General features: G+C 65.5%; 9 protein-coding genes. 6 read left to right on the top strand and 3 right to left on the bottom strand.

Annotated features, from left to right (window positions below; genetic code table 11):
• The first annotated feature begins 44 nt into the window (after positions 1-44).
• Positions 45-1,907: an SLC13 family permease gene (locus tag AC1KVE_RS00130; protein ID WP_024940321.1), complete on the top strand. Its 1,863-nt coding sequence runs from the start codon at positions 45-47 to the stop codon at positions 1,905-1,907.
• A 19-nt stretch (positions 1,908-1,926) separates the two neighbouring features.
• On the opposite strand, the gene AC1KVE_RS00125 is transcribed toward AC1KVE_RS00130, so the two are convergent.
• A complete protein-coding gene (locus AC1KVE_RS00125; protein ID WP_039512348.1) occupies positions 1,927-2,268 on the bottom strand; it encodes a Rieske (2Fe-2S) protein in 342 nt (113 codons plus the stop codon).
• Positions 2,269-2,520: 252 nt separating this feature from the next.
• Between AC1KVE_RS00125 and AC1KVE_RS00120 the strand changes: the two genes are divergently transcribed.
• From AC1KVE_RS00120 to AC1KVE_RS00100, 5 genes are all read left to right on the top strand, one after another.
• A complete protein-coding gene (locus AC1KVE_RS00120; protein WP_039512349.1) occupies positions 2,521-2,796 on the top strand; it encodes a hypothetical protein in 276 nt (91 codons plus the stop codon).
• A gap of 216 nt (positions 2,797-3,012) precedes the next feature.
• Positions 3,013-3,726, top strand: coding sequence for a fumarylacetoacetate hydrolase family protein (locus tag AC1KVE_RS00115; protein ID WP_481092936.1), 714 nt, complete (start codon positions 3,013-3,015; stop codon positions 3,724-3,726).
• A 60-nt stretch (positions 3,727-3,786) separates the two neighbouring features.
• Positions 3,787-4,218 (top strand): large-conductance mechanosensitive channel protein MscL, encoded by a 432-nt coding sequence (mscL, locus tag AC1KVE_RS00110; protein ID WP_024940317.1) that lies wholly within the window; start codon positions 3,787-3,789, stop codon positions 4,216-4,218.
• A 109-nt stretch (positions 4,219-4,327) separates the two neighbouring features.
• A complete protein-coding gene (locus AC1KVE_RS00105) occupies positions 4,328-5,746 on the top strand; it encodes a M28 family peptidase (RefSeq protein ID WP_039519353.1) in 1,419 nt (472 codons plus the stop codon).
• A 189-nt stretch (positions 5,747-5,935) separates the two neighbouring features.
• A complete protein-coding gene (locus AC1KVE_RS00100) occupies positions 5,936-6,988 on the top strand; it encodes a LacI family DNA-binding transcriptional regulator (protein ID WP_024940315.1) in 1,053 nt (350 codons plus the stop codon).
• A gap of 237 nt (positions 6,989-7,225) precedes the next feature.
• Here AC1KVE_RS00100 and AC1KVE_RS00095 read toward each other — a convergent pair whose 3' ends face one another.
• Positions 7,226-10,162 carry a TonB-dependent receptor gene (locus tag AC1KVE_RS00095; protein ID WP_184608685.1) on the bottom strand — a complete coding sequence of 979 codons (2,937 nt, stop codon included), beginning with the start codon at positions 10,160-10,162 and terminating at the stop codon, positions 7,226-7,228.
• 141 nt (positions 10,163-10,303) lie between these two features.
• A complete protein-coding gene (locus tag AC1KVE_RS00090) occupies positions 10,304-13,774 on the bottom strand; it encodes a glycosyl hydrolase 2 galactose-binding domain-containing protein (protein WP_481092937.1) in 3,471 nt (1,156 codons plus the stop codon).
• Positions 13,775-13,821 lie beyond the last annotated feature (47 nt).

Genomic DNA, 13,821 nt, shown 5'->3' with positions numbered 1-13,821 from the left:
CGCCTGACCAATCCCCACTCCCGAATCCCGAATCCCGGCCCCTAATGGATACCGCGCTGACACTGACCAACGATATGAAGCTCGTCCTCGGGCTGGTCGGTTTCACGATGGCGATGTTTTTGTTCGAGCGCATCCGCGCCGACGTGGTGGCCTTGATCGTGCTGGTGGTGCTGGGCGTCACCGGGCTGGTGGCGCCGGAAGAACTGTTCGGTGGTTTTTCCGGTAACGCGGTGATGAGCATCATCGCCACCACCATTCTCGGTGCGGGGCTGGAGCGCACCGGTGCGTTGAATCGGCTGGCGACCTGGTTGCTGCGGCGCTCGCACGGCAGCGAACAACGCCTGATGATGATGACGCTGGCCATCTCCGGCTTGAATTCGTCCTTCATGCAGAACCCGTCGGTGATGGCCTTGTACCTGCCGGTCGCCTCGCGGCTGGCCACGCGCACCGGGCTGACCCTGCAACGCATGCTGCTGCCGATCGCCGCAGCCATCGTGATGGGCGGCGCGCTGACCATGGTGGGCAATTCACCACTGATCCTGCTCAACGATCTATTGGTCTCCGCCAACAACAACCTGCCCTCGGGCATGGCCAGCATCGAGCCGTTGACGATGTTCGCGCCGCTGCCGATCGGCGTGGCCTTGCTGATCGCCGCACTGCTGTACTTCCGCTTCTACGGCGACCGCAAGCTGATCGAAGAAGAACGCCTGATCAACGAAGGCGTCACACCCTCGCGCACCGAAAGCTATTTCGCCAAGACCTACGGCATCGACGGCGACGTGTTCGAGCTCACCGTCAGCGCCGAAAGCCCATTGGTCGGCATGACCCTGGGCGAGGCCGAAGCGCTGCACGACGCGCCGTTGTTGCTGGCCCTGAAGACCGGCAACGACACCCGCCTGGCGCCGCCGGCCGACATGCGTATCTGGGTCGGCAGCGTGCTCGGGGCGATGGGGCCGCGCCAGGAAGTGACCGACTTTGCGCAGAACCAGTTCCTGCGCATGTCCTCGCGCCTGCGCAACCTGGGCGATCTGTTCAACCCCAGCCTGGCAGGCATTTCCGAAGCATTGATCCCGCCCAACTCGCGGCTGATCGGCAAGACCGCGGCCGAGTTGCGCCTGCGCAAGCAGAGCGGCATCAGCCTGCTGGCGATCAACCGCGACAAGCAGGTGATCCGCGAGGACGTGCGCAACGTGCCGCTGCGCGGCGGCGACATGCTGGTGTTCCACAGCATCTGGCAGGACCTGGCGCAGGCGGCGGAAAGCCGCGATTTCGTGCCGGTGACCGACTTCCCCAAGGGCGAGCAGCGCCCGCACAAGTTCAAGATTGCCATGGCGATCTTCGCCTTCACCATCCTGATCGCGCTGACCTCGCGCTTGCCGGTGGCACTGACCTTGATGACCGGTGTGGCCTGCATGCTGGTCAGCGGCGTGCTGCGCATGGACGAGGCCTACGCCTCGATCAACTGGAAGACCATCTTCATGATGGCCGGCCTGATTCCACTCGGCTGGGCGATGGACAGCAGCGGCACCGCGGCCTGGGTGGCCGGCCACACCATCGACCGCCTGCCCGAAGGCATTCCGGTATGGGCGCTGGAAATCAGCCTGGCGCTGCTGACCACCGCGTTTTCGCTGGTGATCAGCCATGTCGGCGCCACCATCGTGATGGTGCCGATTGCGGTCAACCTGGCGCTGGCCGCCAACGGCAACCCCACCGCATTCGCGCTGATCGTGGCGCTGTCGGCGTCCAACAATCTGATGACGGCCTCCAACCCGGTGATCTCGATGGTGGCGGGCCCAGCCAACTATCAGCCGCGCGAGCTGTGGCGCGTGGGCGCACCGCTGTCGCTGATCTACATCGTGGTGATGGTGTCGATGATCAACCTGATGTTCTGGTGGGCAGCGCGCTGAGCCGCACCACTTTCAGCAGTCACCCAAGCACCACCTGCTCACCCTCGATGCGCACCGGCACCGCCAGCAGTGACTGACCGCGGCACGGGCCGCTGATGCATTCGCCGCCGGTGAGCTCGAACGCTGCGCCATGCGCTGCGCACACCAGATGGCCGTCCTTGGTCTTGAGGAACTGGCCCGGCGCCCAGTCCAGCCGGCGGCCGGCGTGCGGGCAGACGTTCAACCAGGCGCGCACCTGGGCGCCGTCGCGATACAGCACCAGGGACTCCGGGCCGCCGTCCCAGACCGCTTCGACTTCCAGAAATCCGGCGTCGGGAATCTGCGCCAGTTCGACAAGCGTGGTGGACGATGACGAAGACATGCAGTCTGCTGTTCGAGAACGGACCGCGATTGTGGCATGCGCCTGCATCGCCCCGACGCCACGCGGCGGGCTGCAATTCGCCCGCTTGCCGGCCCGTACGGGCGGTGCTCCGGGCTGCCAGAGCGACAATCGCCCAGCACACCCAATGTGATGGATTTAACAAAACGAGCGAACGTTTAACGAAGTTTTCACTCAATGACATGAAACCGCAACGATACTGCCTGCCTGTTTCCTGCCCGGCAGCCCACCGCCATGCCTGCACGCATATTCCAACTCGGTAACCTCCACCACCTGTTTGCCCCGCGCAAGCCGCGGCACCCGTTGGTGCGCGTGGCCGCCGGCCTGGCTGGTCTGGTCATCCTTGCGGTGCTGATTTTCTTCAGCGTGTTCGTGGGCGCGGCGATGATCCTGGGCGGCATTGCCTGGAAGCTGCTGAGCAAATCGAACCGTCGCACGCCGCAGCAAACCCGCGTGGTCGAGGCCGAATACCGCGTGGTGCGCAAGCCTGCGCTGCCGTTGTCGCACTGAGGCACCAGTCCACCGCCTCCAGCGCGGTTAGCATCCAATCCCGAATCAGTCGCGCAGGTATTGACCGGTCTGCGCGAGTTTGCGTGCGCCGATGCAAGCCGTGATCGCAAACCTGCCAGCCAGACGTTGCGCCGCACTGCACGCTGCAGCGTGACGGTTCCGTCATGCACAGCCAAACGGCTAGACTCACGTGCTCCGTTCCCCAAGGATGCGTGCATGACCCACGATGTGATTCCCGCCGCCGATGTTCCGCGCATTCCGGTGGTTGGTGGCGGCAACTTTCCGGTGCACCGCATCTACTGCGTCGGCCGCAACTTTGCCGATCACGCGCGCGAGATGGGCGCCACTGCGCCTGCCTCCAAGGCCGAGCGTGGTCAGCCGACCTTTTTCATGAAGCCTGCCGATGCGATCGTGGTCGGCCACGGCGACCACATTCCGTACCCGCCCGGCACCAAGGAACTGCACCACGAAGTGGAGCTGGTGGTGGCACTGGGCAGCGATGCGCCGGCCGGCGAGTTGCCGGTGGAGCAGGCAGAGGCGCTGATCTACGGCTACGGCGTGGGCCTGGACCTGACCCGACGCGATCTGCAGGCAGCGGCCAAGGCCAAGGGCCTGCCGTGGGACATCGCCAAGGGCTTCGACCACTCCGCGCCGATCAGCGAGCTGGTGCATGCCAGCGAAGTGGGTGCGCTGGAGGCCTTGAACCTGTCGCTGGAGGTCAACGGCCAGGTGCGCCAGCAGTCGTTGCTGGATCAGATGATCTGGAACGTGCCGGAGATTTTGCATGAGCTCTCCAAACTCTATGCATTGCGCGCGGGCGACCTGATCTTCATGGGCACGCCGGCCGGTGTCGGCCCGCTGCTGCCCGGCGATCAGTTCAGTGCGCGCCTGGAAAACGTTGCCGAGCGCCACGGCATCATCGCGGGCTGACACGCGGCCCGCTACGATCACCCTGCGGCAGTTGGTCCGCGACCGCATCTGGAGTGCGCTATGGGAATGGTCAGCGAATTCAAGCAATTCGCGATGCGTGGCAATGTCATCGACCTGGCGGTCGGTGTGGTCATCGGTGCAGCGTTCGGCAAGATCGTCACTGCACTGGTGGAAAAGATCATCATGCCGCCGATCGGCTGGGCCATCGGCAATGTGGATTTCTCGCGCCTGGCCTGGGTGCTCAAGCCAGCCGGCGTCGATGCCACCGGCAAGGAAATTCCGGCAGTGGCGATCGGCTACGGCGATTTCATCAACACCGTCGTGCAGTTCGTGATCATCGCCTTTGCGATCTTTATGGTGGTCAAGCTGATCAACCGCCTGACCCACCGCAAGCCGGATGCTCCCAAGGGCCCGAGCGAAGAAGTGCTGTTGCTGCGCGAGATCCGCGATTCGTTGAAGAACGACACACTGAAGACACCGGGCGTGCCGTAAGCGGACACATCCGCTGCGCAACTTCGCGCAGGAGGATGACCTTTCGCACGCAGACGGGGGACCTCGCGCTGATAAGCTCGGGGTCCCCTTGTCGTTGGAGCCGCCCTGCATGCGTCGCCTCGCTGTTGCCATCTCTGCCCTACTCGCCTGCACACCCGCGCTTGCCGCACAGACCACCATCGCCGATGGCGCGCTGCGCACCGCCGCGCAGCTGCGCGAGCAGGCGCTGGCCGACACCACCGGCTTTGCGGTGGTGGAATCGTTGACCACCGAAGTGGGCCCCCGCATTGCCGGTGGCGAGGCCGATCCGCGCGCGGTGGCCTGGGCCAAGGCCAAGTTCCAGTCGCTGGGCTTCGACAAGGTGTGGACCGAGCCGGTGAGCTTTCCCAAATGGCAGCGGCGCAGCGAACAGGCGGCGGTGATCGGCGCGCATGCGCAGCCTTTGCATATCACCGCACTGGGCGGCAGCCCGGGCGGCACCGTCGAAGGCGAGGTGGTGCGCTTCGAAAACCTGGCCGCGCTGCAGGCCGCACCGGCCGGCTCGCTGGCCGGCAAGATCGCGTTCGTCGATTACCAGATGACCAAGGCGCGCGACGGCAAGGATTACGGCAATGGCGGCGCGGTGCGCAGCAAGGGTCCGTCGGAAGCGATCCGCAAGGGCGCGATCGGCTTCGTGATGCGCTCGGCCGGCACCGACTCGCACCGCGTGCCGCATACCGGCATCACACGTTTCGATGAAGGCGTGACGCCGGTGCCGGCAGCGGCCTTGTCGGTGCCAGATGCCAACCAGCTCGCGCGCCTGACCGCGCTGGGCAGCACGCGTGTGCGGCTGGCGCTGGATTGCGGCTGGGACGGCACCGCGACCTCCTACAACGTGATCGGCGAAATCACCGGACGCAGCAAGCCGAAGGAAGTGGTGGTGATCGGCGGGCATCTGGATTCGTGGGATCTGGGCACCGGCGCGATCGACGATGGTGCCGGCGTGGCGATCACCATGGCCGCGGGCCACCTGATCGGCCAACTCAAGCAGGCGCCCAAGCGCAGCATCCGCGTGGTGGCCTTCGCCAACGAGGAGCAAGGCCTGTACGGCGGCAAGGCGTATGCGGCCGCGCACGGCAAGGATGCCAAGGACATGGCGCTGCATCAGATCGGCGCGGAGAGCGACTTCGGTGCCGGGCGCATCTATGCGTTCAACACCGGCTCGGCGGCACCGGACGCGTCGCGCGCAGCGACCAGACAGATTGCCGAGGTACTCGCGCCGTTGGGCATCGCGTATGAACCGAGCAAGGGCGGCCCCGGCCCGGATGTCGGGCCGATTTCCGCCAAGGGTGGCGCCTGGGCATGGCTGGCCCAGGACGGCACCGACTACTTCGATCTGCACCACACCGCCGACGACACGCTGGACAAGATCGACCCCAAGGCGCTTGCGCAAAACGTCGCGGCCTACACGGTGTTTGCGTACCTGGCGGCCGAAGCCGATGGCGATTTCGGCAGCCGCGCAAAAAGCGTGCAGCCGCCGAGCGAATAACTGCATTTGCAGACGTCGCGGGCGCACCTCGGTTGAGTGCGCGCGGCACAGGGCACGCGCACGCTGCGCGTGATCTGTGCCGATACCGACATCGCAGCGACGATTGCCAGCGGCCAGGCACGTCCTGGTCGCTGCAGGCCTCAAGCACGCCACCTGCCTTTTGCTTCCACTCCAGGACGAGCACACACAATGGCGGCCAAGCGCCAACGCAGTGCGAACAACGCGGCAACCCTGCTGGATGTCGCCAAGCACGCCGGGGTCTCGCCGATGACCGCTTCGCGCGTCATCAACCGCCACCCGCATGTCGGCGAGGAGATGCGCGTGCGTGTGGAAGCCTCGGTCCAGGCATTGGGGTATCGCCCCAACCTGGCCGGCCGTTCGTTGCGCACCAGCGGCCTGTTGCGCATCGGCGTGCTGTACAGCAATCCCAGCGCGGCCTACCTCAACCAATTCATGCTCGGGCTGCTCGAACAGAGCAGCCTCAATGGCAGCCAGGTGCTGGTGGAAAAATGCGGCGCCATCCGCAGCCAGCGTGCCGCCACCGAGCGCTTGCTGGCGGCCGGCGTGGACGGCGTGATCCTGCCGCCCCCGCTATGCGATTCGCGCCAGACCATCGCCGAACTCGATGCACGCGGCATCCCGGTCGTGGCGGTGGCGAGCGGCGCACCGATGGCGCAAATCAGCTCGGTGCGCATCGACGATTACCAGGCCGCGCGCGCCATCGTCGATCACCTGATCGAACTGGGCCATCGCCGCATCGCCTTGATCAAGGGCGACCCCAAGCACACGCCCAGTGCATTACGTGCCAACGGCTATCTCGACAGCCTGCAGGCTGCCGGCCTGCCTGTGGCCGAAGAGTTGATGGCAGACGGTCTGTTCACCTATCACTCCGGCCTGCTCGCCGCGCGCAGCCTGCTCGCACAGGCGCAACCGCCCACCGCCCTGTTCTGCAGCAACGACGATATGGCGGCAGCCGCCGTTGCGGTCGCACACGGACTGGGCTTGCGCGTACCCGAGGATGTATCGGTCGCCGGCTTCGACGACACCCCGGTCGCCACCACCATCTGGCCCGAGCTCACCACCGTGCATCAACCGGTCACCGCGATGGGCCGCGCGGCGGTGTCGCTGCTGGCCGATGCGATCCGCCAGCGACGCAAGGGCGATCCCGCGCAGGGCGTGCATCAGGTGATGAAGTACACCGTGGTCAAGCGCGGCTCGACGGCCGGGCCACCGGTGCGGTAAGCGCCGCATCGATCGGCACCGTGCAACGCCTGCGGCGTCACGCTCAAAAAAACGGCCACATCGCTTCCCGACGATGCGGCCGAATGGGAGGGTGCCCGACGTTGCCGTCAGGCGTACTGCAGCGCCGCACTCGGCGGCGACGGGAAGAAAGCGCAATGACCGCTTGGAGAGCGACAACAGCGAAACATGCGCGACCCAGCGCGGGGGTGCGCTGGGTCGCACAACGGTGCAGCCGGATCAGAAGCGCAGACGCAAGCCCGCGTAGTAACGACGCTCGAAGATGTTCTGGTCGTAGTAGTGGTTGGTCCACTGCGCGTAGCGCCGCTCGCTTTCGCCGGTCAGATTGGTCGCCTGGGCGTACAGGGTCAGGTGATCGTTGACGTCGTAGCTGAAGGACGCATCGAGGTAGCCAACGTCGTCGTTCCAGATCGCCAGCTCGTCGCCCCAGGCACCGCTGTTGACCTGACTGAAGCGCTTGCTGCGCCAGTTGTAGGCAACACGCGCCTGCAGCTTGTCCTTCTGGTACCACAGCACCGCGTTGGCCTGATGCTTGGAGTTGTCGCCGATCGGCAAGGTGTTGCCGTCGATATCGGTGTTGTCGGTGTCGGCGTCGGAGAAGGTGTAGTTGATGTTGGTACCGAAGCCGCTCAACCAGCCGGGCAGGAAGTCGAAGGCTTGCTGATACCCCACTTCAAAGCCCTTGATCTTGCCGCCACCGCCGTTGACGATGCGCTCCACCGGGCCACCCAGCCGCGCCACGCCATCGGCGTCGGGCAACAGCTCGATATTGGTCACCGTGGTGGGGAACGACTTCACATCGATCAGGAACGCACCCACGCTGACCAACGATGCATCGGAGAAATACCATTCCCACGAGGCGTTGTAGTTGGTGGCGCGATACGGATCGAGATCCGGATTGCCGGAGCGGCCATTGAGGAACAGCACCGCATCCGAAGGCAACGCGGGGTTGCGCGGTGGCGTGCCATTGACCGCATAGAAGCTCACCAACCCGCGCCCGAGATCGGGCAGATCCTGGCGCGCCACGGCCTTGTTGTAGGCAAAGCGCAGCTTCTGCGCGTCGGTGATGTCCAGCGACAGGTTGGCGGTGGGCAGCACGTCGGTGTACTGGCGATTCAATCGATTGGTACCGATCGCCGGGCTGACGCCGTTCCATTCGACATTGCCGATGAACACATTGCCGCTGCTCAGGTACTGGTCGATCGCCAGCTTGGTCTGCACGATGCGCGCGCCGATGTTGGCCGTCCACGGGACCGCGCTGCCGGTACCGCCTTCCAGATTGGCCAGAAAATACGCCGCGGTGCTCTTTTCGGTGACCTTGTAGGAGTCGGCGGCCTGTTGGTAGGCCACGTTGCCGGGGTACAGGCTGTTGAGATAGCCCACCGGGTCCTTCATGACCTGCGGGTTGATCGCCGGCAGGCCCTGGCTGCCCAGGCCGGTGACCCTGAGCGGATCGAAGTCGTTGAAATACGCCCAGTAACCGGGAATCGAATTGAACGGCAGCAGGCGCGCTTCGGACACGCCGCTGCAGGTGTCCACGATCAGCGGATCCTTGAAGTAATACAGCGAGCGGTTCGGGTCGGCGCAGCTGGTCGATACCGGCGACAGATAGCGATAGGTATCCAGCTTGACCTCGCGCTCGCCGTAGCGGATGCCGAACTGGAAGCCGCGCACCACGCCCTCGTCGAACTCGAAGGTGCCATCGGCGCGGAACGCGTCCATCGTCGCTTCGATCTTGTTGCCCTGCGCCCAGGTCGACATCAGCTGCCAGTTGTCCGGGTTGGACACGTCGGTGCCGAGGTTGACCGCCGGATAGGTGCCACGGAAATCCACCGAGGCATCCACTGTCGGCAAGCCGTTGGCGTTCGCCCACTGCGTGACGCCGCCGGCGCGCGTGATCTGGTCGCCACGCGTCACCACCGCATCGGCACGCGCTTCGTCGTAGGTGCGCTGTGCATCGCCATGCACCCAGCGGAACGAGGCACGCAAAGGGCCACCATCGTCGAAGCGCAACTCCAGATTGGTGTTGAGCGCGTCCGAGTCGGCAACGCCGGCCATCGAGTGGGCCTGGAAGCGGTTGTAGCGGAACTGGCCGTATTCCAGCACGCCGTTGGAATCGACCACCGACCCGGGCTGCAACTGGTTGGTGGCCCAGCCGGTGTGCAGCTGCGCGGCCACCGAGGTGTCCTGGTCTTCGAGCTTGGTGTAGGCCGCATCGGCCAACACCGTCCACGAATCGTTGATGTTGAACTGGAACGAGCCGTTGATGCCGGTGCGCTGGCGATCGGTGCTGCGGTTGTCCAGTTCGGTGGCGACCCAGTTGTAGAAGTAATCGCGCGGCAGATTGCTGGGGTCGGTGTTGCTGCCGATGCGCCCGTCGCCGTTGAAATCGAAGCCCACATTCTGCTCGGTGGATTTCTGCGCGCCGTTGGAATACACGCTGGGGTGCTTGTTCTCCAGCGTGGCGTCGGAGTACGACACGGCCAGCAACGCGCCCCAGCGCTCGGTGCGGAAGCTGGCCAGCCCCGAGTACAGCTCGTTGAGTTCCTGCACGCGGTCGCCGTAGGAGCCTTCGGCCTGGCCGCTGAAGGTCCAGCCTTCCGGCAGGTCGAACGGGCGCCGCGTCTTCAGCGAGACGGTACCGCTGATGCCGCCATCCAGATCGGCGGCGGTCGGCGACTTGATCACGTCCACGCCACTGAACAGCGTCGGCGGGATATCGACGAAATCCGGCTGTGCGCGGCCGATGTTCGGCTGGCCGTATTGGTCGCCGCCACCGGCACTCAGGTACAACTCGCCGTTCATGGTGGTCTGCACCTGCGGCATGCCGCGGATATTGAGCTGCGAGCCCTCGCCGGCCGAACGCCGGATCTGCACGCCGGGCACGCGTTGCAGCGAATCGGTGATGGTGACGTCGGGCAACTTGCCGATGTCTTCGGCAGAGATCGAGTCGATGATCTGCGCGGCGGTGCGCTTGTTCTCGATAGCCTCTGCCTGCGCGCCGCGCACGCCCTTGACCATGACCTTGTCCAGGTCGGTGACCCCGGCGGCATTGCCGGCGTCCTGTGCGCCTGCGCTGCCGGCAAGCAGGGTAAGTGCAGCCGCGAGTGCGGCGGCCAGTGGGGTGTGGCGGGTGTTCGAATGCAGCTTGTTCATGGTCCCCTCCCAGGGATGACGACAATCCACGACCGTTTCGAATGGCATTGCAGCAACGGCAATGCGGTATTGGCTGACGCGCAATCGGCGCGTCAGTGCGAACGCCGTGCGGGGGCACGGCGCGGCAACGCGCTGGCGCCGCTACGGAGGCCCGTTGGCAACGCCTGTTGATGGTTCGACATTCCAGCCGCGCACCTGCAGCGTGGCAGTGCGCAAGCTCGCCGCGGACGGGCCGCGGATCTCGATCTCGCGCTGCTCGCCCGGCACCAGGCTGAGGTAGTTGTCGCTGTAGTACGCCGGCAGGATGCGTTGGCCTTGCGCATCCACCAGGGTCAGCTTGGTGTTGAGCGCAACCTGCTGCGAGGCATTGCGTACGCTAGCGCGCAGCACCGGTTCCGCGCCCTCCTGCAGCTGCGTGCTGAGCTGCACCGGCACTGCCACCAGCGCATCCAGGCCACGCATGGCCGCCGCATCGCGCGCCACCCAGTAGAAATTGCGCGAACGCACGACCGCGTCGCGATCGAGCAATTGCAGCCGCACAAAGCCAAGGCCATTGGTATCCTTGAGCAACGGCGCCAGTTGCAGCACCGGTGCCGACACCGCAACTGCCGCGGCCTCCAGCGCTTGCTCGCGCTGCTGCAGCAACTTTCCGTCGGCGGCATAGACGTCTGCGCGCACGCGCAGGCCGCTCACCGGCTCGGCCGCATTGTTGACCACCACCACCTCGTGGCCGGGCAGGTTCATCTGCACATGCAGCATCTCTGCCGCATTGCGCACGCCGTAGTACGCCGCGTGGGTGTCGTAGTCGTGGCTGTAGATCTGCCACATGTTGCTGGGCCAGGCCGGATGGCTCATCCATAGCAGCCGCCCGCTGTTCTTGCTCCACAGCTGCGCGTTGAAGCCTTCGAAGATGGCGCGATGCGTTTCGTAGTTGAGCAGCTGCGCCTTGCGTTCGAAGTCGGCCAGGCTGGTCGGCGCGCCGAGCTTGTCGGTCAGCGAGCGCATGAAGCTGGCGGTGTCGCCGTTACCGGACTGGTGCCAGTCGTGATACGCCCAGACATCGCCGATCGGCCACTGGTCCTGCGCCGCAGGTACCGATGCCTGGAACGACTCCAGGGTGGAGAACGAGGGCGTGCCCACCTCCACCGAAAAGCCCTGCGCCAGCTTGTTGAAATACGCCACCGGCTCGCGGTAGTTGTACGGGCCGCTGCCCTGCAGATTGATCTCGTTGGAGCTGCCGGTATACCAGCGCGTGCCATCGAGTTCGGCCACCAGCTGGTCCAGGCCTTCGTTGAGGATCGGCGCCGGCACGCCTTCGTTGCGCCCGAACCACAGCACGATGGAAGGATGATTGCGGAAGCGCTTGATCACCTCGGCGGCGTTGTCCAGGAACAGCGCCGCGTCGGCCGGCTCCATGTTGTAGTTCTGGGTGGATTGCCAGAAGTCGTTGAGCACCAGCATGCCGTATTCGTCGGCCAGTTCGAAGAAGCTGGCTTCGGTGTTCTGCCCCACCCAGTTGCGCACCACATTGAAATGCGCATCGCGCTGCAGGCGGAAGTACGGCTCCAGACGCTCGCGCGAGACCCGCTTGCGCCAGTCGTCCATGCCCCAGTTGCCGCCCTTGACCGCAATACGCACACCATTGATGCGCAGTGCCAGATGCGGGGCCAGGCTGCTGTCGTCGAGCTGCTGCACCGCCGGCGAGGACAAGGCGCCGGGATACAGGGATTGCGCATTGCCGCCGGGTACCGAACGGATCGCTGCATGCCGCACGTCGACGATGCGCTCGCCGCGTTGCCGGGCCTGATTGAGATCGACCAGGACGCGGCGCAGCGCGCCATCGTCGTCGAACAACGACAGTTCGTAGGTCACCTGACGAATGCCGAAGCGCAGCTGCTGCGCGTCCGACGGCGTACCGGCCACTTCGACGCTGACCTGCAAGGTATACAGCGCAGGCTCGCCATAACCGTTTGGCCACCACAGACGCGGATTGGCGACGACCAACTGCGGCGTATCCGCAGCAGTGAGCTTGAGCGTGCTGCCACCGGCCGGCACCGTGACGTCGCGCTGGATGCGTACATCGCCGAAGGCCAACTGCAACGTGCCCTGCACTGCTGCGGCAGTGTCGTTGCGCAATGGCACGTTGATTTCGAGTTCCGCGCGGTGATGATCCGGTGCCAGCTTCGCGGTGATCACTTGCGTATCACCGAGCGCCACTGGACCGGTGGCATGCAGCTGCACGTCCTGCCACAGACCGGCATTGCGATCGCGCACCGCCGGAATCCAGTCCCAGCCTTCGCTGGCGATGAAGGTCGGCCCGTCCAACGCCTGCATGCCGCCATTTTCGCCGACACCGGCCGTCATCGACTGTTCGTGCGCGATGCCGGGATGCGGTGGTGGCGACACCCGTACCGCGACGACGTTCCTGCCCGGCTTGAGCTGCTTGCTGACATCGAAGCGACCGCGTGCGAATGCGCCGCGGGTGCGGCCGACCTGGGTGCCATTGACCCAGATCTCGCCGGCGTAGTTGATACCGTTGAACAACAGCTCCAATCGCTTGCCTTGCAGTGCTGCAGGCAGATCGAAACTGCTGCGGTACCACCAATCCTGCCGGCTCAGCGATTCGGGAATCGCCATGTTGTTGAGGCCGATATCCGGATCCGGATACACGCCACGATCGACCAGCGTGGTGAGTACCGTGCCCGGCACGGTCGCGGCGCGCCAGCGGGTCTTGCCGGCAGCGTAATCGCTACGCGACAGCGTCGCACCGCTGGCCTGACCGAGCTCTGGTGCCGCAGCGAGTTGCCATGCACCGAGCCGCCATGCGGCGGCATCCAGCGGCTGCAGCGCAGGCGCTTCCGACACCGGCCTGGCGACCGGCGCCGGGAAGGGCGCAGCACTCCGCGGCAGGGTCGCCGCCGCTTGCGGTGCGAGTTGCCCTGCCATCTGCTTGACCTGCACACGCCAGCCGGGCGATGCGTCTTCGAAGCGCTGCAGCGCAGGATCCGGTGTCTGTCCGGCAAGCCGTGCGATGGTTGCAGCATCCAAGGCACCGGCCTGCGCGGTGAAGCCTGCAATCTCGCCGCCGAAGTGCTGCGTATACGCCGCCGGCTGCTGGCGCGGACCGAACACCAGCGTGGGCGCGACTGCGGTTTGCTGCACGTTGCCGCTGGCCACCTGGCGGCCATTGGCATACAGGCTCAGGCGCGTGCCCTGCGCAATTGCGGCAACCTGCGTCCAGACGCCGGCGCGCAGCGGCTGCTTGCTGCGCAGCACATGCTCGGCGCCTTGGGCGAAGCCCAGCAGGCCGTTGTCGATGACGAAGAAACGGCCAGCCGCCTGCGGATCACCGAGCCCGGCAATCAAGGCCGGGCCGGTGGTTCCGCTGGAGGGCCGCACCCAGGCGGACACGCTCCAATCCGCATCGGCGGCCAGCAGTGAGGTTCCGGCAGCGAGCTTCTTGCTCAGCCCGAGACCGCCCGCGAGCACGCGCACGTCGTAGGGACCGGGCGGATCGGCATCGGCGGGTGCAGCCTCCACTGCAGTCCAGGCGATGCAAGCACACAACAACCACAGCGCTCCACGGCGGAACGCCTTGCGAACCATCAGCATTAGAGGCCTCTCCCAAGCTCTACTGCCAAGCAACGGTGCACACCACC

The sequence above is a fragment of the Xanthomonas sp. NCPPB 2864 genome (assembly GCF_056675615.1).
The sequence above is the reverse complement of the archived record's forward strand: the minus strand, read 5'-3'. Positions and strand labels throughout refer to the sequence as shown.

Coding starts and splice junctions, on each gene's coding strand:
- AC1KVE_RS00130 (WP_024940321.1), top strand. CDS start 45: ATGGATACCGCGCTGACACTGACCAACGATATGAAGCTCGTCCTCGGG.
- AC1KVE_RS00125 (WP_039512348.1), bottom strand. CDS start 2,268: ATGTCTTCGTCATCGTCCACCACGCTTGTCGAACTGGCGCAGATTCCC.
- AC1KVE_RS00120 (WP_039512349.1), top strand. CDS start 2,521: ATGCCTGCACGCATATTCCAACTCGGTAACCTCCACCACCTGTTTGCC.
- AC1KVE_RS00115 (WP_481092936.1), top strand. CDS start 3,013: ATGACCCACGATGTGATTCCCGCCGCCGATGTTCCGCGCATTCCGGTG.
- mscL (WP_024940317.1), top strand. CDS start 3,787: ATGGGAATGGTCAGCGAATTCAAGCAATTCGCGATGCGTGGCAATGTC.
- AC1KVE_RS00105 (WP_039519353.1), top strand. CDS start 4,328: ATGCGTCGCCTCGCTGTTGCCATCTCTGCCCTACTCGCCTGCACACCC.
- AC1KVE_RS00100 (WP_024940315.1), top strand. CDS start 5,936: ATGGCGGCCAAGCGCCAACGCAGTGCGAACAACGCGGCAACCCTGCTG.
- AC1KVE_RS00095 (WP_184608685.1), bottom strand. CDS start 10,162: ATGAACAAGCTGCATTCGAACACCCGCCACACCCCACTGGCCGCCGCA.
- AC1KVE_RS00090 (WP_481092937.1), bottom strand. CDS start 13,774: ATGCTGATGGTTCGCAAGGCGTTCCGCCGTGGAGCGCTGTGGTTGTTG.